This window comes from Methylobacillus methanolivorans (assembly GCF_054588515.1).
The window spans coordinates 1,190,145-1,207,032 of sequence record NZ_BAAILT010000002.1 but is presented as its reverse complement, the minus strand read 5'-3'; the positions used below and the strand labels follow the sequence as shown (position 1 = coordinate 1,207,032).

Genomic DNA, 16,888 nt, shown 5'->3' with positions numbered 1-16,888 from the left:
GCTGTTATGAGCAGACATAAGCTGATCTTCCTCATTATTGCCATTCTGGCAACCGGCTTTATTGCCACTTCACTGGTTAGTTACCATGTATCACGCTTGTCTATCCACAATGCCATTGTTGATAGCACACTGCCTCTAAGCTCTGACAATATCTATTCTGAGATCCAGAAAGACCTGATCAGGCCGATTTTTATATCGTCCATGATGGCTTCAGATACTTTCCTGCGGGATTGGGTGCTTGATGGTGAGGCAGAGGTAGACAAGATCAGTCGTTACTTGCAGGAAGTACAGACACAATATGGTGCCTTCGTTACCTTCCTTGTCTCTGATCGCACTAGCAATTATTACTACGGCAAAGGCATCCTTAAACAGGTCAAGCCTGGTGAGGAGCGGGATGTCTGGTATTACCGTGTGCGCGAGATGCAGAACCCCTATGAGATTAATGTAGATAAGGATATGGCCCATGCCGATGCCTTAACTATTTTCATCAATTACCGGGTACAAGATTATGCAGGTCAATATCTGGGGGCAGTTGGGGTTGGGCTGACCGTAGATTCGGTGCAAAAGCTCATCAGCCATTACCAGGAGAGATTCAAACGGGATGTCTATTTTGTCGATCCAGATGGCGTTATTCGCCTATCAGGCAGCAAGCAACATGCTGTCGGGCATAGTATGCATAAAAAGCCGGGGTTGGCTGGAATTTTCCAGCAAGTGCTGGCAAAAGAGGGCAATCATGGAGGCAGCTTTCAATATGAGGATGCCGAGACCCAACAGCTAGTCAATGTGCGCTATATCCCTGAATTGCACTGGTACTTATTTGTGGGGCAGGATGAGCAAGAGGCCACTAGTGACATCCGCCAGGCATTGCATATCAATCTTTTACTATGCTTGGTGATCACTGCGATTGTGGTGACATTGACCCACGTAGCGCTACGCAGATATCAAGATAAGCTGGAAAAGATGGCTACCACAGATACCTTGACCAGCTTGCCTAACCGTCGTGCTTTCGACGTCGTGATTAATGTCTTCCTTAACGAGAACGAGCGTGCGCGTAGCACCCTGGCATTCATTGTCCTCGACGTCGATCATTTCAAGTCCATTAATGACAGGTTGGGACATCTGGGCGGTGACCATGTCCTGACCCAGATGGCACGTACGATCAAAGCCAATACCCGCGCCGCTGATTTTGTTTGCCGCTGGGGTGGGGAAGAGTTCCTCATTGTGATGAAGGATTGCGATGAGCACAACGCCATGCTGTTGGCCGAGAAGATACGTAGTGCCATCGAGCATGAGCTGGTTGACTACAAAGGCACACAGATATCAATGACTGCGAGCCTGGGCGTCGCTGTGGCTCGCGCTGGGGAAAAGCTTGAACCAGTATTAGAACGTGCTGACCAGGCGATGTATGCCGCCAAGATGGCTGGACGTAATCAAGTAAGTGTCAGTCGCACCTGATAATTGTAAGTGCATCATGGTCAGTTGCTATGACTATGCCCAAGGCAACAATTCAATGCCGAACTGACGCAACAGCAGTGCCAATAGGCCAAAGCTTAGCAAGGTAATGGCAATCCCTGCCAGGATAGACAGCCAGAAACCCAGTCGTGGTAATAGCCAAGGGAATGCCAGGAACATCGGCAAGGTGGGGATGACGTACCAGAAGGTATACCAGGCGTGATTGGCGATCTTGCTTTCTGCCTGAGATTCAAGATGTAGCCAGATCAATACAAGCAGCGTGACTAATGGCAGCGCTGCCAGCAGGGCTCCCAGCTTGTCGCTGCGCCGGGCAACTTCCGACACCAGCACGACGACACCTGCTGTCAGCAAATATTTAGTGATCAACCACCCCATGCTACTTGCTTCTGAAGGGAAAATATCACTTGCAAACCAGCCCGGCCTGCCAGGGGTTAATTTCTTGCTTTATTTTTCCAGTGAATAAGGCAAGGTGCGTATTTCCAGTGCTTGGCCTTGCCAGCTCAAATTACCGGCCTCTACACTTTCCAGCCGTAATTCTGCCAGCACGTCGTACCCACCGTCAGGATGGCGTGCGCTGCGGACAATCTGACCTGCAACGCTGCCGCTGGCATCCAGCACTTCATCTCCCGCTGCCGGCGCAAGCTCGCTCTCAATATGGACAAGCTGGGTGCGGCGCTTGACCTTGCCCAGATAATGCGTGCGGGCGACGATCTCCTGTCCGGTGTAGCAGCCCTTCTTGAAGTTGATTCCGTCAAGAATATCCAGGTTGACCATTTGCGGCACAAAGGCCTCTTGTGTCGCTGCCACAATCTCGGGAATGCCTGCCTGGATTTCGCGCCAATCCCAATCCGCTTTGTTTGCAGGCATCAAGTGCTGACTTAATGTCAGCCAAAGTTCATTTGCCTGGGAGGTTGGGCTAATCAGTTCATAGCGGGGCAGTGCGCCGGGAAGGCGGATGAGGATAATGCCGTCTTCATGCACAAGGGAGCGTTCAGCTTCTGGGATACTGGAAAACTTTGTCTTGAGTGCAGCCTCTGCCTGGTTGCCTGCTACACCAATACGCACTGTTTCCTCACTCAAGTCGGTAATCACGACCTTGGAGCGCAACACATACATGCGCAAGCGCTTGGCAATGGCAGCAATCAGTCCACGATCAAATTGCAGAAATAGTTTTCCATCATGAGCAAATGCAAAGAACAATGACAGCAAACGACCTTTAGGTGAGCAATAGCCTGAATAATGGCTGGTGCTGCCATCCAGCTTTTTTACATCATTGGTCACCTGGCCTTGCAGGAAGGTGACGGCATCTTCTCCCTCCAGCGACAACAAGCCATAATGCGATAAATCAACGATGATGCTGTCGTCAGCCTTGGCCTGGCCGGGGAAGTGAATAATGTCATCCTGCACTGTTGCACCTTGCTCGGTCAGGAATTGCTGCCATGGATTCATGAATCATCCTTTGAATGAATAAACTACACAAAACTTCGCACCATTATAACGTGAAGCCGGTTACCTTGATTCTCGGGCCTTCATGCGTGCTTGCCATCCTGTTTGCACTCATCGGGTTGATGGCGGCAGTGGCGATTGCCCTGCTGCCTTGGGCGTGGTGGATCAAGCTCATGGCGATATTGAGCATTAGCGCTGTCACTATGTGGCATATCCGGCGTGATGCTTGGCAAATGCATCCTATATCACCATTAATCATTGAGCTGACTCGCGATGGAAAGTTGTGGCTGACCATACGCAATGGCACGCGGCATGCGGCACAAGTGCAGTATAGTAGCTTGGTCACAGCCAAGCTGACCGTATTAAATCTCAAGCTGGAACATGGCAAAGCCACCTGTCTGATTACGTCGGATGCCGTTGATCCGGATGAGTTTCGACGTTTGCGCGTCTGGTTACGTTGGCGACGAGAAGCCTCTGATGAGGTGTGATGACCTTGCAAGGGAACCAAGCCAGTTATCAATTGATCTGAGCAAGGTATTTTATTGGAGTTTGCATGACTGTCATCGCGCGTTGTAAATGGCTGCTGGCCTTATGGTCAGTGTTGGCTACACAAACTGGACATGCCGCTGGAGTAGAGGAAGATGGGGCTATCTGGTTCAATGTTCACATGCAAGGTGATTTGCCTGTGGAGCATTTGCACTGGAGCATGGACACTAACCCGCGCTGGCGGGATGAGGGCGGTCATCTGGACCAGTTGTATCTGCGGCCATCCGTGTTTTACAAGGTCAATCCAAAAACCAGTATCTGGCTAGGGCATGACAATATTGTCCGGCATTCCGCAGGTAAATCACCGTCTCACGAATATCGCTTGTGGCAGCAATTCCAGTATCAATTTGACCCGGTCTCCGAGGTGACATTTACCAACCGCACCCGCATCGAGCAACGCCATCGTGAAGGCTATCATGGGCTGGGATACCGGCTGCGGCAAATGGTCAAGGCCAGCACCCCATTATCGAGTGAGCATCATCTTGCCTTGATTGCTTCCGATGAGCTGTTTATCAACCTCAATCAAACCGAATGGAGCAGTGCGCGCGGGTTTGACCAAAACCGTCTGTTTGTCGGGCTGAACTGGAAATTCAACCAGACTTCTAGCATAGAGGCTGGCTATCTCAATCAATTCATCCATACCCAAACTGTCAATCGTGATAATCACGTACTCGCGACTACTCTCGGTATTAATTTCTAACAGGATATTGCGCACAGGTATGCCGAAAAACAAAGCCCTCATGATGAGGGCTTGTAATAATGAGCTGCTGTGTTTGATTACCTGATGCTGGAACAGCGGCGATCCCAGTAGTAATCAAACTGGTTTCGCTTGAACTCTTCAACCTCATATGAAGTGTCGCTAGGCTCTATCCACACCGATTCAAAACGCTCGGTATCCTTATCAAAAATCTTGATGAAGCGCTTCCATTCTGGCTCATCTGGTTGTTTTACCTCACCACACAGATTCTGGCTGTCCTCAAACTCCGTCACAAGCAAACCTTGAAACTGGACGCTATCGCGGTTGGACTGTCCCTTGAGCATATCCTGCTTGGCAGCGTCCTCGAATGTTTTCTTATCGGTATAAGGGCTTGCGTGCACTGGATTGAGAAATACCAACAAGCATGCTGAAAAAGCAATGGCAAACAACTTCATACTATTTCCTGGCGATAGATAGGCTTGGGATTGTAATGTATTGATGAGCTTATTGCTGTTGTATCGTTGTCTATCAAATAAAGTGAGCGCAATGCTTGCCAAAATTATGCTTGTGCAGAACTTGTAGCAATATTGAGATGGAGGTAATGCAAGTGCATTTACATGGTAATGCACTTGCATTATGATGATTGGTGTTCACCAATGAATATGGAGAGCCACATGAGTGCTACCCTTGAAGTTGAATCTACACTGACTGACCGTTACCAGACTACGGTGCCAGAAACTGTGCGCCGTGTATTACAACTAGGAAAACGCGACAAAATCCATTATTCGATCCGCCCCAGCGGTGAGGTGGTGCTGACACGTGCTGAAGCTAATGAGAATGATGACCCTGCGCTTGGTCAGTTTCTCAGCTTTCTTGCCCGCGATATCGCCAATCACCCAGAGCATCTTCACGCCATTGATGCCAGTTTCGTGCAGCGCCTGCAATCACTGACTGCTGGTATCGACGTTGATCTCAATGCCTCCTTGTCTACGGACGATGAATGAGCGAGAGCAGGCCTGCGCTCTTGGTCATTCACGGCTGGACAGTGTTCGCACACCCTCTGTTTCTGGCACAACTTGAAATCTTGACCCAGCAGGTAGAGTCGCACAAGCACAAGGACCCGGTCGGATACATCAAGAAAAATGCCAGCAAGCGCCTGGCGGCCATTACCAAACTCGCATTCGATATCATTCCGCAAGACACAACACGGGCAGAATATCGACAAGGCAATACCTTGGGTGATGAACACAAACACTGGTTCCGTGCCAAATTCTTCCAGCAGTACCGCTTATTCTTCCGCTACCACGCGTCAAGCAAGGTGATCGTGTTTGCATGGGTGAATGACGAAGACACCAAACGTGCTTACGAAAGTGGTGACGATGCTTATCGGGTATTCCGTAAGATGCTGGAAAGTGGGCATCCTCCTGATGACTGGAAACAGTTGCTGTTAGAGGCTAAGGCTGAAGCGTTACGCTTGCAGCAGTTAGCTGCCAGTATTGCGCCATAATATGAACAATCAAGACTCTTTGAAAATGTTACCTAATTCAATTGTCAGAACAATCGCAGAGTCGTATACCCAAGATGCGCGAGACTTTGTTAAAAGATTCGACTTGTTACGAGAAGAAATGCTTCATAAGTCTGGAAGAATAAAAAGTTTTATAGACTTACTTATGGCTTGTGAATGTGTGTTGAAAGCGCATGTTGCAATGACAAGGGAAAGTGATGACCCAAAAGTTGTATATAAGGCTATACGAAAAGCTGGCCATGATATTGAGAAATTAGCGAAAATGGCTAGCTGGATGCACAGTCGAGAAATTTATGAGACTCTTACTGAAAAATTAAAGTCGTTCAATGTGTTGCTTCGTTATTCCTTTGATGCGGATCAAGTGTTATTTCCTCTATTTATTGAGTGGGATGAGGCTGAAATTCACTATAGCTCAACAATTGGGAATGATCTGTTTGTTGTGGAAATACGCAACTCTATTGAACTATTAATAGATGAGTTAAATGAAGAGTTTTTAGGAGTGGTAGATCCAGATGTTTGGGGGCATATGGAAAGGATGCAAGAGTTCTACCTGACGATGAAAAATAAGGAATTATTGTAGTAGCTAACTCAATAACATGAGAGTTGGAAAATAAACAATGATTATATCGTAGAGTGTTTAGTCATTCATGCTGGACATTTATTTACTATATAAGTAAATAATGCCTTAAATCTATTATCAGTCACCGTATACGAAGCCTCTCCCCCACCTTGGATGAATGCTTTGGTATCTTTATTCATGGTACAGAGACCATTAGTAGCTTGCTCTAGTAATATAGTTTTGAAGCGGGCTATATCTGCAGGGGTGGCTTCTTTAAGCTTGTCACTTAATTCAGTTTCAGAAGCATCAAGAACTAAATGAAATCCTATGCGATTATCCACACTTACTGCCGAGACAATTGTCGTGACATTGTCAGTTTTCATCGGAACTTGCTTTGCTACTACTTCAGCATATTGTTTTGCCCAGAAACATATTGATTTTCCTCTAAGTTGGCTTTTACAGGCAGGATTTTCTGCTGCAATTGATTGGCTGAGTGAAAATAATCCAGCTAGCGCTAGAATTGTACTAACTAATAAATGTGATTTATTGTTTCTTAGCATCTGTTAACCAGTAATAAGGCGAATGGAGTACCATCTGCTAGCTTGAAGTTATAAATCATTTCTCCACCAGCCTCAATAAGACTTCTGGACGAAGAGCCTAGAGTACATATTTCTTTATTAGAAGTGTTTCTGGACATTGCAGAGGTTGCCGCGGCGAAAAGCTCTTTTTTAGATTTTACCTTAAACTCTTTAAGAAGTTCTTGTGTTGGGGATTGAATTACACCATTTATTAGAACAACATTATCAATTGCTGTCGCTGTAAGGATTAGAACATTTCCTCTGCTTGTTGGGGAGTTCTTATTAATGTATTCGGCGAATTGACTTTGTAAAACGCAAATTGAAGTACCATCAACTTTACTGTCACAAATGTGGAATTCTCGTCCTGATGCTGATAGACATGTTCCTGCCAACAGCAAGCCTAATAGAAAGTGTTTCATTTTTAATTCTTTTGGTTATAACTATGTCAAATGTATGGGGGCTATAGTAGTAGCTTATGTAGAGCGTGATAACTAACAGGGATTAGTGCAGTATGATATCTGATGCTATTAGTGTTTAGGTAATGATTTTTGCTTATTTATAAAATTTTTACTATTTTATTTTTAATGCAAAACGTGTTTCAACACTTTCCTCAATCGCTGCGGCGTATACGAAGCAAGCACTAATCCCCCAGCAATTATCGCAAGCAGCCAGTCAATCTGCATTGGCGCAAAGTCTCGACGGCTGGGTTTGAGTTCGTGCATGGCGCTTTTGACATCTTCCAAGCTGTCACCATTGACATAGGTAGCGCCGATTTCTTCGCTGAGTTTGATCAGGTATTCCTCATCCAGGGTGGATTGGTAGCGGTCATTTTCCGATACTGCGGTGCCCTTGTCGCGTGTGCCAAGGTTTTGCTGGGAGATTTGCGCTACGCCGGGTTGCAGGACGAAGTTTTCAGCTGACCAGTAACCCAGTAGCTTATTATTTTCATCGAACTTGGGAATGGGGTGTGGCTCCTTGCTGCCAATGCCGACTAGCAGCCAATCGCCGTCTTTCTGGAAATCGCTGAGGTCGCGGGTATTGAAGGCGTGCAGGCGCGGGGCTTCTTCACCATCGGTGAAGAAGATAGCCTGGGTGGGTTCTGGCATGGTGCGTAGCAGGCGGGCGAGGGAGTCAACGCCTTCACGCAGGCGGGTGTTGCCTGCCCATGCTTGGCGCCATTCAATGCGGGCAATGGTGTCCTGGATGGCGGCATAATTTGCACAGACTTCGATTGGCGTATATAGGGCTGCTACGCTCAGCCCGGAGAAGAAGGCCAGACTGACGCGGTTGCCGCAGGGCATGCTGGCGACCAGGTCGTGGGCAATGTGTTTGGTGTATTCCAGCCGGGAAATATCGTCGCCGCGCCAGCTCATGCCCTTGGTATTCATGCTCTGGCTAATGTCGATGACCAGCATGGTGCTGTAGATATTGTGCGGCACCGGGATAGTGGGCTTGCATGCGGCGGCCAATAGCAGCAGCAAGGCCAGCAGCGGCAGCAGGGTTTCGCGGTGCAGATAAGGTTTGAGGTGGGCTGGTAGCATGATGGGGCTATGGCAATCCTACCGGGATGTTGCCCATGATCAGGCCGGGCGAGTCTGATTCGCCTGACCCCGGTGTAGGATTGGATGGCAGCATGCTCAGCACGCGGTCAAGGTTGTGGCGGGCATCCCAGAAGTTGTTGTCAAGGCGCAGGGATTGTTCGTAGGCGGTGCGTGCCTGGTTGAGCAGATACTCGGTTTCGTCGCGTACAGTGAGATCACGGCCATTAATAATGAGGCCACGCAAAAAGAAGATATTGCCTGTGTTGAATTGGGCAGCGGATTGCTGGGTATGGTTGCCTTTGTCTAACAGTTGCCCGAACAGTTGCGTGGCCTCTTGGTAGCGCCCGTTGCGTGCCTGCCAATAAGCGACTGCGAACTTGGCTTCATAGCTATCCTGGCGTGTGCTCGGGGTCTTGCCCTGCTGGATGGCCTGGTTGAATGCAGCAATCTGTTTGATCTGCAACACCTGCCAACCGGCGATGCCTGTAGAGGCAAGGGCGAGGAGGGTAAGCCCCCAGGTGAGTTTTCTGGCGCTTAGTGCCATGTTCTGACCTCAATGAATTTGGCTAGCAGCAGCAATGACAACAGCATGGCTGCCAGCAGGTAGCAATAGGGAGCGAAATCACGACCAGGAATTTCTTCCTGGTAGCGGATAGGTTTTTTTTCTTTGCGGTTGATGTCCTCGATGGCGGTAGCCAGCGATTTCGGGTCTTCGGCCTCGTAGGCCTGGTAGCTAGTACGCAGTGTCTTGAAGAAATCATTCAGCTCCAGTGCCGGGGGCAAGGGTTTGTCCTCGGGTGGTACATAGCTGGTATCGAAGATGCTGGTTGCACCTGGTTGACGCAGCACAATCCAATACAGTGTGACGTTCATGCGCTCCAGCCAGTCACGGATTTTCTGCTGCGTGTTGGCACCCATGCGGCCACCGCCGTCAGAGAGCAAGATGATGGCGCGTGAGCCTGAATCTGGTGTCTTGTCGAACTGGGCAAGCCCTGTGGTAAGCCCGCTGCCTATATTGGTCTGGAACAAGGCAGCACCACCTGCGGCGCGGATGGCCGCCAATATGGCCTCGCGATTGTCCGTCAATGGCAGGGCGTGCATGGCAGAGTTGCTGAAGGTCACCATGCCGAACATGTCATTGCTGCGCTCTTGCACAAAGCGCGTGATCAGGCGCTCGGCAGCAGCGGCTTTCGATTCCCCGGCAACGCCGCTGGCCTCGGCACCGGAGAAGGCCTCGTCCATACTGGCACTACGGTCAATCACTAGCACCAGTTGCGCACCTTGGCCAATGCGCTCGATATATTGCGCATCAGTGGCCGGCCCGGCTGCTCCTAGCAACATGAAGCACAATGCCAGTGCAGCAAGGATTTTCAGCAGGATGCCAAGGAGATCGGATATGCGGTCACGCGGCAACAGGCCTAGCCAAGAATAGCTGCGGCTATGCTGGCGATCCAGCAATAACGGCACCAAGCTGAGAGGCAGCAGCATGAGCAACCAGGCATGGGTGAAGCTCACTTCATCCCCCGCTCGATGTCGCGGCAGCGGCGGCTGAACTGGCGCAGCCATAGATGCGGATCTGCCGGGATGTTTTGCTCCGAGCTATCGAAAAATATTGCGCGGGACAATAAAAAGAAGCGAGTTATATCGTCAGCCAGCGGCGCGAAAGCAGGTTTGATCTGGATAATCTCTTCTGCACTGAAGACGCTTTGCCCACAACTATGTTTGAAAGCCTGATGTAGATGGTTGATGGCGTTTTCCAACCCGGGGGTATCTGCGCTGGTTTTCCTGACCTTGCGATATGCCTTGGCAAATGGCCCGCCCATTTTCGGTAGCCAGGCATGATTGCCCAGGATGTAGAGCAAGCCGAGCAGGCTCACGCCCAGCACGGTAAATGCTGCAATGAGGGCGTGTTGATGTTTGCTATCGCTGATCAGCAAGGGGCCACGAAATGGGCTCATGTCCTTGCTGATATTAACTGAGCCATAAACGGCTAATGGTGAAATGCGGAAATTCCAGCTCGGGATACGGACTTGGAACAACTTGCCATTGCCTGAAAATTTCACGAATTCGGGAGGCAGGGCTGTTGGCTTGGCGACGATACTGGAGGTGAATACCTGATAGCTGAGTTCGAGCGTGTAGATATTTTGACCATTCTTGTGCGATTCACTCAGTTTGCTGGCATAGATTTCTATCCCTTGCTCCTTGTTCTGACGGCGTTTCTGGTTGCCGGGGATAGGCAATGACGTGGGCAACAGTCTGTATTGGTCAGACACCTTGAGTGTGATGGTGCGGGTGAGGATATCGCCGACGTGATAGCCGACGTCGCGAGCCGGGTTAATGGCGGTGATGGTAACGGGTGGATCATCTGATGTTTGCGCAGGGGTATCTTTGGCCCACGCCAAGGAACTGGCGAGCATGGCGGCTAATAGCAGTAGAAGGTGGAATCTAGGTAATGTGCGCATGTTCAGGCCGTGACAAACTGGTAGAAGTATTCCGTCAAGGCATCTGCGTCGAAGCCTTGCTCAATAAAGAAAGGGGGCAAGTCATAACGCATGAACAATGCGTTGAGGGCGGCACGCCGCTCGGCAAATGCCGCCTGTATGCGGGCATGGGTCGCTTTGCGCAACAATAGTGTGCGTTTCTCGCCAGTTTCGCTGTCCGTGACATGTGTTAGCCCAAACTCGGGGATAGCGCTATATTCGGCAGCGTCCCACAGCACGATGGGCACAATGTGATGACGCTGCATGGAGAGCAGGGCTTCTTCCAGCGTTTCCAGTGGCATATGGAAATCCGAGACGAGGAGCACCAAGGCACGTTCTCGCGGCAAGTGACGGCTGACCTGCAGGATGCCTGCACCACCAACATGGGGAGGACGGTAATCTTGTAGTTGCTCTGCGAGTAAATAAGCCGCTTGTACGCGTGTGCTGGTGGGGATGATCCACTCATCGCCCACGGTGTCGTCGAAGCCGATGAAGCCGAATGGATCATTGACGCGTGAGGCGGATTGCGCGGCTGAGGCGGTGATTTCCGCGGCAATCTTCAGTTTATTCACGTGACCGGAAAATCCCATGGAACCAGACAAGTCACAAGCCACCAATACAGGCACTGCACTACGCTGGTTGTAAATCCGCACATACACCTGCTCCATCGGGTCGCGCAGGCTGAGGCGCAGATCAATACGGCGTGGATCGGGATAGGAAATCAGCGGCGCATGGCCGACAAAATCCATACCTAGGCCGCGTTGGGCACTGGCATGGCGACCAGGGTGGCGGCCGCGGGAGCGCCAGCCGATCTGGTAGCTGAACTCCTTGGCTAGCTCATGCATGGTGTTCAGGTGGCGCTGATACTATGAATGGCCTGGTTGAGCAGCTCGCGGGCGATCTCGGTACGGCGCATTTCATAGATGGGGTTAAATACCATGCGGTGTGCAATGGTTTCGTGGAACACGGCATGAATATCCTCGGGCAACACTGCTTCGCGCCCGTTGAGCCAGGCGTTGACGCGTGCAGCGCGCATCATCATGGCGATGCCGCGTGGGCTGGCGCCCGCAACAACGAGGCGCTTAATGTCTACACCCTCCACCTTGAGGCCATAATCGGCTGGGGTGCGGGTGGCCAGCCAGAGATCTAGCGTATAGCGACGCAGGGCAGGGCTGGCTTGCACGCTGGACTGGATCAGGGCTGCGACTTGGTTGAGACCATCAAATTGCAGGATGTCAGGCGTCACTTGGTCTACCAGAGCATCCACATCGTGGAAGCGGGTTTCGAAAATCAGAGATTCCATGATGTCGATGTCTGCCGGGACGGTGATGGGGATTTCCATCATGAAGCGGTCACGGGCGGCGGAAGGAATCTCGAAAGTTTCTTCTTTTTCCACTTGGTTGCGGTCAGCAAATACCAGCATGTGGGGGAAGTGATGTTCCCGGTTGAATGCTGACAAGGTGCGCTCTGCCATGACGCGCAACAGTAACGAGTGCACCTGCGGACGGGCACGGTTGATTTCGTTGAAGAAAAACACCGACAGATTGGTGCCATGCGACAGCAACGGGCCCGGGCTGACGTGTGGGCGACCATCATCCCCGAGATAGGTGTGGTATACCAGATCGTTGGGCATCAGATCTATTGTGCCCTCGATACGCTGGTAGCCACCGCCAATGCCACGCGTGAAGGCGCGCAGCAAGGTCGTTTTGCCAACCCCGACATCACCTTCCAGTAGTACATGCCCACGGGCAAAAATGGCCGTCGTGATCAGGCGCACGGCATTGGCCTGACCGACAACCACCTTGTTAACATTACTCTCTAATTGCAATGCCTGCGCACGCCAGTCGGTCAATTGACGGTCACTCATGTGGTCGATTCCAGTACTAGGTTAATGGGTGTAAGGAAATTTTCCCGTATGGTAGGGGTTTTGATTCATGGTGTAAACAGATCTGTATAGTTTCCTTGTTTGCCCGGTGTTTGTTGCCCTGGAGGGGGATAGCCGGGTGAAATTGAAACAGCATTCAAGTAGATTTATTGATACTTTCATTGCTTAGGGCTTTTGTTAAATGGCATTTCAGGCGAAAATAACGGGATTACCAGTACAGAATAATTAAATGCAAAAACAGAATAGTTTTACCTTTGAGGAACTGCTTTCCTGCGGTCGTGGCGAAATGTTTGGGGAAGGCAATGCACAATTGCCCCTGCCACCTATGTTGATGTTTGACCGGATCGTCTCCATTACAGAAGATGGTGGTAAGTATGGTCATGGCCAGATTGTGGCTGAGTTGGATGTCAGGCCCGATCTGTGGTTTTTTAACTGCCACTTTGAGGGTGATCCAGTTATGCCCGGCTGTCTTGGCCTGGATGCCATGTGGCAGCTCGTGGGTTTTTACCTGGGCTGGATGGGTGGCAAGGGTCGTGGTCGCGCCTTGGGTGCAGGAGAAGTGAAGTTTACCGGTCAGGTGTTGCCAACTGGTAAGCTGATTACCTATCGCATTGATCTGAAACGCGTGATTATGCGCAAGCTGGTGATGGGTATTGCCGATGCCCACATGGAAATTGACGGGCGCGAGATTTATGCTGCCAATGATTTACGCGTTGGCTTGTTTACCCGCACTGATAATTTCTAGCAGATAAGTTCTGCTGTTCAGTAACTTGGTATTGATTGAATTAATGTAGGAGAGCACGCAATGCGTCGTGTCGTCGTCACCGGGATGGGCATCATCTCCAGTCTCGGTAACAACAAGTCTGAAGTCCTGGATAGCCTGCAAGCAGGTCGTTCAGGCATTCGCTTTCAACAGGAATATGTAGACCAGGGGCTGCGCTCGCATGTTGCTGGTTCCATTGAGAATCTGGACCTTGAAGCCCTGATTGACCGCAAGTTGTTGCGTTTCATGGGTAAGGGCCATGCTTATGCCTGGTTGGCAATGCAGGAGGCGATTGCCGATGCCAGCCTGCCCCCAGAGCTGGTTTCAAATGTACGCACGGGCTTGATTGTCGGCCAGGGTGGCGCTTCCCACGAGAACATTCTCTCAGGCATTGATACGTTGCGTGCCAAGGGTGTGCGTCGTGTAGGGCCTTATATGGTGACCAAGGCGATGGCGAGTGGTGTTTCTGCTTGCCTGGCGACTGGAGCGCAGATCAAGGGTATCAACTACGGTATCAGCTCTGCCTGTGCTACCAGCGCTCACTGTATTGGTGCCGCGGTGGAGCAGATTCAGCTTGGCAAGCAGGATATCGTGTTCGCTGGCGGTGGTGAAGAAGAGCACTGGACGCTTTCCTTCATGTTCGATGCCATGGGCGCGCTTTCGAGCAAGTATAACGACACGCCGGACAAGGCTTCCCGTACTTATGACGTTGATCGCGATGGTTTCGTCATTTCTGGTGGCGGTGGCATCCTGGTGGTGGAAGAGTATGAGCATGCCAAGGCACGCGGCGCGAAGATTTATGCGGAAATCGTTGGTTATGGTGCCACTTCTGATGGCTATGACATGGTGGCGCCAAGTGGTGAAGGTGCGGAGCGTTGCATGCGCTTGGCTCTGCAAGGTGTTGAAGGCCCTGTGGACTATATCAATACCCATGGTACCAGTACCCCAGTCGGTGACGTCAAGGAGCTGGAAGCTATTCGTGCGGTATTCGGTGGCACCGATGTTGCCATTGCCTCTACCAAGTCCCTCTCTGGCCATGCGCTGGGTGCTGCGGGCGTGAATGAAGCGATTTATACCTTGCTGATGATGGAAAACAACTTCATTGCGGCTTCTGCCAACATTGAGAATCTTGACCCCGCCGCCGAAGGACTCAACATCGTGCGCAAACGCATCGATAATGCCAATATCCAGACTGCTGTTTCCAACAGTTTTGGGTTTGGTGGCACCAATGCGACATTGACCTTCTCGCGCAGGCAACTCGCGTGATGATCTAAAATAACGGGGCCTAATGCCCCGTTGTCGTTTCTGGGAACCGCAATGATAGCGATTGAAGGCGGTCACTCCTGGAATGATAGAAATAAGGCAGCAACCGGCATGAAACGCTATGAAAAACTGGTGCATGATATCTCGACTGCCATTCGCTCTGGAGTGCTGGCACCAGGCGAAAAACTTCCCTCTGTACGTCAGGCTTGCCTCCATCACAAACTCAGCCCAGCTACAGTGTTCCGGGCGTATTACGAGTTGGAAAACCTGGGGTTGATTCGTGCCCAGCCCAAATCTGGTTATTACGTCAGTAATCATGCCATCAAGCAGCTAGCGTCCAAGAGTACGCCTGTGCCGGAGCAGGAGAGCACTGAGGTCACGATCTCTGATTTGGTGTTTTCCATTCTCGGCTCTATCAAGGACCCAGATACCGTGCCATTGGGGTCTGCATTTCCCTGGCCGGGTTTGTTCCCGCTGGAGCGGCTTTCACGTTCCCTTGCGCATGCCACGCGCGATATGGGGCCTGCGGCGATTGTTGAATCATTGCCACCGGGGAATCATGATCTGCGTCGGCAGATTGCCCGGCGTTATCTTATGCAGGGCATAGAGGCGGATGTCGATAGCATCCTGATTACCAATGGCGCGTTTGAAGCGCTGAATCTGTGCTTGGAGGCGGTGACCCAGCCTGGTGATTTGGTTGCTATCGAATCACCAGCGTTTTATGGCTGCTTGCAAGCACTGGAGCGCTTGCAACTCAAGGCGGTAGAAATTCCTGTCGACCCAATCCATGGGATGGATCTTGATTATCTAGCGCAAATGCTGGAAAAAGCGCCGATACGCGCTTGCTGGAGCATGACCAGCTTTCAGAACCCCATGGGGGTTTCGATGCCAGCGGAACGCAAGCAAGCCTTGGTTACGTTGCTGACACGTTACCAAGTGCCACTGATTGAGGATGATGTCTATGGCGAACTGTATTTTGGCATGCAGGAGCACAGGCCTGCCAAGGCCTATGACCAAGAGGGGTATGTCATGCATTGCAGCTCGTTCTCCAAGACCCTGGCGCCGGGCTACCGTATAGGTTGGGCCTTGTTGCCGAGCCGTTTTGAGCGGGGGGTAGAGCGCCTCAAGGTGATTACCTCGCTCTCTACCAGTACGATTGCGCAGGCAGCCATGGCAGACTTTCTGCAACATGGCGGCTATGACCGACACTTGCGCAAACTACGTACCAAGTTTGAATTGCAGCAACATCAGTATCTGCACTTGATTGCGCAATATTTCCCGGCAGAGACACAGGTGACACGGCCTCATGGCGGTTATTTCCTCTGGGCTGCATTGCCGGAGCATGTGGATGCGCTGGCCTTGTTCCAGCAAGCCTTGGCGCAGGGGGTGAGCGTTGCGCCCGGCCCGATGTTCTCGGTGAGGCGTCAGTGCCGTCATTGCATACGCATCAATTACAGTAAGCCTGTCGATGCGCCTGTGGAACAAGCATTCAGGACTTTAGGTCGATTGATTGATGCCATGCGGCCCTGATGGATAAGATGAGCATGCCCGGCTTTAGCCAGGCATGGCTTTACTCCTTGATCGTGACGGACTGGATCAAGATGTTCTGGAAGGGAGCATCACCGCCATCCGTCGGCATGATTGCAATACGCTGTACCACATCCATGCCCTTGATCACTCGGCCAAATACGGTATAACCCCAGCCGGTGCTCGAGCGCTCGCTGAAGTTAAGCGAGGCGTTGTTGGCAACATTGATAAAGAACTGGTCCGAGGCTGAGTGCGGGTCGCTGGTACGTGCCATGGCAATGGTACCGGTGGCGTTGGTGAGGCCATTGTCGGCTTCGTTCTTGATCGGCGGATGCGTCGGCTTTGGCTCGAAATTGGTATCAAGGCCACCGCCTTGAATCATGAAGCCGGCAATCACACGATGGAAAATCGTCCCTGCATAATGACCTTCCTTTGCGTAGCGAATGAAGTTGGCTACGCTGTTAGGGGCTTTCTCGCTGTTCAGGTCAACCACGATCAAGCCTTCGCTGGTCTGGATTTCAGCCAAGGGTTCAGCCATGGCATGCAGGCTGCCCAAAAGCAGGATCATGAGCGTGGGTAGGCGCAAAAAGGTAGATAACATAGAC

21 protein-coding genes are annotated in these 16,888 nt (G+C 51.1%); 9 read left to right on the top strand and 12 right to left on the bottom strand.

Annotated elements, in window-relative coordinates:
* Nucleotides 1–6: 6 nt before the first annotated feature.
* Nucleotides 7–1,455 carry a sensor domain-containing diguanylate cyclase gene (locus LG202_RS06970; protein WP_230347668.1) on the top strand — a complete coding sequence of 483 codons (1,449 nt, stop codon included), beginning with the start codon at nt 7–9 and terminating at the stop codon, nt 1,453–1,455.
* A 33-nt stretch (nt 1,456–1,488) separates the two neighbouring features.
* Here LG202_RS06970 and LG202_RS06965 read toward each other — a convergent pair whose 3' ends face one another.
* Together LG202_RS06965 and ygfZ are read right to left on the bottom strand one after the other, a co-directional pair.
* Entirely contained in the window at nt 1,489–1,848 is a 360-nt protein-coding gene (locus tag LG202_RS06965; RefSeq protein ID WP_230347667.1) for a DUF3147 family protein, read from the bottom strand.
* Nucleotides 1,849–1,917: 69 nt separating this feature from the next.
* Nucleotides 1,918–2,922 carry a CAF17-like 4Fe-4S cluster assembly/insertion protein YgfZ gene (ygfZ, locus tag LG202_RS06960; RefSeq protein WP_230347666.1) on the bottom strand — a complete coding sequence of 335 codons (1,005 nt, stop codon included), beginning with the start codon at nt 2,920–2,922 and terminating at the stop codon, nt 1,918–1,920.
* 14 nt (nt 2,923–2,936) lie between these two features.
* On the opposite strand from ygfZ, the gene LG202_RS06955 reads away from it, so the two are divergent.
* Both LG202_RS06955 and LG202_RS06950 read left to right on the top strand, forming a co-directional pair.
* Nucleotides 2,937–3,407 (top strand): protein YgfX, encoded by a 471-nt coding sequence (locus LG202_RS06955; RefSeq protein WP_230347665.1) that lies wholly within the window; start codon nt 2,937–2,939, stop codon nt 3,405–3,407.
* A gap of 65 nt (nt 3,408–3,472) precedes the next feature.
* Nucleotides 3,473–4,165 (top strand): DUF2490 domain-containing protein, encoded by a 693-nt coding sequence (locus tag LG202_RS06950; RefSeq protein ID WP_230347664.1) that lies wholly within the window; start codon nt 3,473–3,475, stop codon nt 4,163–4,165.
* Nucleotides 4,166–4,242: 77 nt separating this feature from the next.
* On the opposite strand, the gene LG202_RS06945 is transcribed toward LG202_RS06950, so the two are convergent.
* Nucleotides 4,243–4,617, bottom strand: a complete 375-nt coding sequence (locus tag LG202_RS06945) for a hypothetical protein (RefSeq protein WP_230347663.1) — start codon at nt 4,615–4,617, stop codon at nt 4,243–4,245.
* Nucleotides 4,618–4,836: 219 nt separating this feature from the next.
* On the opposite strand from LG202_RS06945, the gene LG202_RS06940 reads away from it, so the two are divergent.
* The 3 genes from LG202_RS06940 to LG202_RS06930 are packed head-to-tail and all read left to right on the top strand — an operon-like array spanning nt 4,837 to nt 6,267.
* A complete protein-coding gene (locus LG202_RS06940) occupies nt 4,837–5,166 on the top strand; it encodes a type II toxin-antitoxin system PrlF family antitoxin (RefSeq protein WP_230347662.1) in 330 nt (109 codons plus the stop codon).
* Complete coding sequence (locus LG202_RS06935; protein WP_230347661.1) at nt 5,163–5,669, top strand: type II toxin-antitoxin system YhaV family toxin; 507 nt, start codon at nt 5,163–5,165, stop codon at nt 5,667–5,669. The genes LG202_RS06940 and LG202_RS06935 overlap by 4 nt, the downstream gene beginning before the upstream one ends.
* 1 nt (nt 5,670) lies before the next feature.
* Complete coding sequence (locus tag LG202_RS06930) at nt 5,671–6,267, top strand: hypothetical protein (RefSeq protein WP_230347660.1); 597 nt, start codon at nt 5,671–5,673, stop codon at nt 6,265–6,267.
* A gap of 65 nt (nt 6,268–6,332) precedes the next feature.
* On the opposite strand, the gene LG202_RS06925 is transcribed toward LG202_RS06930, so the two are convergent.
* The 8 genes from LG202_RS06925 to LG202_RS06890 form a co-directional block, all read right to left on the bottom strand.
* Nucleotides 6,333–6,806 carry a hypothetical protein gene (locus LG202_RS06925; protein ID WP_230347659.1) on the bottom strand — a complete coding sequence of 158 codons (474 nt, stop codon included), beginning with the start codon at nt 6,804–6,806 and terminating at the stop codon, nt 6,333–6,335.
* The gene (locus LG202_RS06920; RefSeq protein WP_230347658.1) at nt 6,800–7,243 is read right to left on the bottom strand and encodes a hypothetical protein; all 444 of its coding nucleotides are present in this window, start codon (nt 7,241–7,243) and stop codon (nt 6,800–6,802) included. The genes LG202_RS06925 and LG202_RS06920 overlap by 7 nt, the downstream gene beginning before the upstream one ends.
* Before the next feature lie 162 nt (nt 7,244–7,405).
* Nucleotides 7,406–8,365, bottom strand: a complete 960-nt coding sequence (locus tag LG202_RS06915) for a vWA domain-containing protein (protein WP_230347657.1) — start codon at nt 8,363–8,365, stop codon at nt 7,406–7,408.
* Nucleotides 8,366–8,372: 7 nt separating this feature from the next.
* Complete coding sequence (locus tag LG202_RS06910) at nt 8,373–8,909, bottom strand: hypothetical protein (RefSeq protein WP_230347656.1); 537 nt, start codon at nt 8,907–8,909, stop codon at nt 8,373–8,375.
* Nucleotides 8,900–9,880, bottom strand: a complete 981-nt coding sequence (locus tag LG202_RS06905; protein WP_230348065.1) for a vWA domain-containing protein — start codon at nt 9,878–9,880, stop codon at nt 8,900–8,902. Before LG202_RS06905 ends, LG202_RS06910 begins: the two co-directional genes overlap by 10 nt.
* Nucleotides 9,877–10,827 (bottom strand): hypothetical protein, encoded by a 951-nt coding sequence (locus tag LG202_RS06900; protein ID WP_230347655.1) that lies wholly within the window; start codon nt 10,825–10,827, stop codon nt 9,877–9,879. The genes LG202_RS06905 and LG202_RS06900 overlap by 4 nt, the downstream gene beginning before the upstream one ends.
* 2 nt (nt 10,828–10,829) lie before the next feature.
* Entirely contained in the window at nt 10,830–11,690 is an 861-nt protein-coding gene (locus LG202_RS06895) for a DUF58 domain-containing protein (RefSeq protein WP_230347654.1), read from the bottom strand.
* Between the two features lie 5 nt (nt 11,691–11,695).
* A complete protein-coding gene (locus LG202_RS06890; protein WP_230347653.1) occupies nt 11,696–12,712 on the bottom strand; it encodes an AAA family ATPase in 1,017 nt (338 codons plus the stop codon).
* Nucleotides 12,713–12,959: 247 nt separating this feature from the next.
* On the opposite strand from LG202_RS06890, the gene fabA reads away from it, so the two are divergent.
* From fabA to LG202_RS06875, 3 genes are all read left to right on the top strand, one after another.
* Entirely contained in the window at nt 12,960–13,475 is a 516-nt protein-coding gene (gene fabA, locus LG202_RS06885; protein WP_230347652.1) for a 3-hydroxyacyl-[acyl-carrier-protein] dehydratase FabA, read from the top strand.
* A 60-nt stretch (nt 13,476–13,535) separates the two neighbouring features.
* A complete protein-coding gene (gene fabB, locus LG202_RS06880; RefSeq protein ID WP_230347651.1) occupies nt 13,536–14,759 on the top strand; it encodes a beta-ketoacyl-ACP synthase I in 1,224 nt (407 codons plus the stop codon).
* 108 nt (nt 14,760–14,867) lie between these two features.
* Nucleotides 14,868–16,286, top strand: a complete 1,419-nt coding sequence (locus LG202_RS06875; RefSeq protein WP_230348064.1) for an aminotransferase-like domain-containing protein — start codon at nt 14,868–14,870, stop codon at nt 16,284–16,286.
* Between the two features lie 40 nt (nt 16,287–16,326).
* Here the strand turns inward: LG202_RS06875 and LG202_RS06870 are convergent, their stop codons facing one another.
* Nucleotides 16,327–16,884 carry a peptidylprolyl isomerase gene (locus tag LG202_RS06870; protein WP_268867573.1) on the bottom strand — a complete coding sequence of 186 codons (558 nt, stop codon included), beginning with the start codon at nt 16,882–16,884 and terminating at the stop codon, nt 16,327–16,329.
* Nucleotides 16,885–16,888 lie beyond the last annotated feature (4 nt).

What these genes read in the sequence shown, in the direction of transcription:
- LG202_RS06970 (WP_230347668.1), top strand. Translation starts at nt 7, where the DNA reads ATGAGCAGACATAAGCTGATCTTCCTCATTATTGCCATTCTGGCAACC.
- LG202_RS06965 (WP_230347667.1), bottom strand. Translation starts at nt 1,848, where the DNA reads ATGGGGTGGTTGATCACTAAATATTTGCTGACAGCAGGTGTCGTCGTG.
- ygfZ (WP_230347666.1), bottom strand. Translation starts at nt 2,922, where the DNA reads ATGAATCCATGGCAGCAATTCCTGACCGAGCAAGGTGCAACAGTGCAG.
- LG202_RS06955 (WP_230347665.1), top strand. Translation starts at nt 2,937, where the DNA reads ATGAATAAACTACACAAAACTTCGCACCATTATAACGTGAAGCCGGTT.
- LG202_RS06950 (WP_230347664.1), top strand. Translation starts at nt 3,473, where the DNA reads ATGACTGTCATCGCGCGTTGTAAATGGCTGCTGGCCTTATGGTCAGTG.
- LG202_RS06945 (WP_230347663.1), bottom strand. Translation starts at nt 4,617, where the DNA reads ATGAAGTTGTTTGCCATTGCTTTTTCAGCATGCTTGTTGGTATTTCTC.
- LG202_RS06940 (WP_230347662.1), top strand. Translation starts at nt 4,837, where the DNA reads ATGAGTGCTACCCTTGAAGTTGAATCTACACTGACTGACCGTTACCAG.
- LG202_RS06935 (WP_230347661.1), top strand. Translation starts at nt 5,163, where the DNA reads ATGAGCGAGAGCAGGCCTGCGCTCTTGGTCATTCACGGCTGGACAGTG.
- LG202_RS06930 (WP_230347660.1), top strand. Translation starts at nt 5,671, where the DNA reads ATGAACAATCAAGACTCTTTGAAAATGTTACCTAATTCAATTGTCAGA.
- LG202_RS06925 (WP_230347659.1), bottom strand. Translation starts at nt 6,806, where the DNA reads ATGCTAAGAAACAATAAATCACATTTATTAGTTAGTACAATTCTAGCG.
- LG202_RS06920 (WP_230347658.1), bottom strand. Translation starts at nt 7,243, where the DNA reads ATGAAACACTTTCTATTAGGCTTGCTGTTGGCAGGAACATGTCTATCA.
- LG202_RS06915 (WP_230347657.1), bottom strand. Translation starts at nt 8,365, where the DNA reads ATGCTACCAGCCCACCTCAAACCTTATCTGCACCGCGAAACCCTGCTG.
- LG202_RS06910 (WP_230347656.1), bottom strand. Translation starts at nt 8,909, where the DNA reads ATGGCACTAAGCGCCAGAAAACTCACCTGGGGGCTTACCCTCCTCGCC.
- LG202_RS06900 (WP_230347655.1), bottom strand. Translation starts at nt 10,827, where the DNA reads ATGCGCACATTACCTAGATTCCACCTTCTACTGCTATTAGCCGCCATG.
- LG202_RS06895 (WP_230347654.1), bottom strand. Translation starts at nt 11,690, where the DNA reads ATGCATGAGCTAGCCAAGGAGTTCAGCTACCAGATCGGCTGGCGCTCC.
- LG202_RS06890 (WP_230347653.1), bottom strand. Translation starts at nt 12,712, where the DNA reads ATGAGTGACCGTCAATTGACCGACTGGCGTGCGCAGGCATTGCAATTA.
- fabA (WP_230347652.1), top strand. Translation starts at nt 12,960, where the DNA reads ATGCAAAAACAGAATAGTTTTACCTTTGAGGAACTGCTTTCCTGCGGT.
- fabB (WP_230347651.1), top strand. Translation starts at nt 13,536, where the DNA reads ATGCGTCGTGTCGTCGTCACCGGGATGGGCATCATCTCCAGTCTCGGT.
- LG202_RS06875 (WP_230348064.1), top strand. Translation starts at nt 14,868, where the DNA reads ATGAAACGCTATGAAAAACTGGTGCATGATATCTCGACTGCCATTCGC.
- LG202_RS06870 (WP_268867573.1), bottom strand. Translation starts at nt 16,884, where the DNA reads ATGTTATCTACCTTTTTGCGCCTACCCACGCTCATGATCCTGCTTTTG.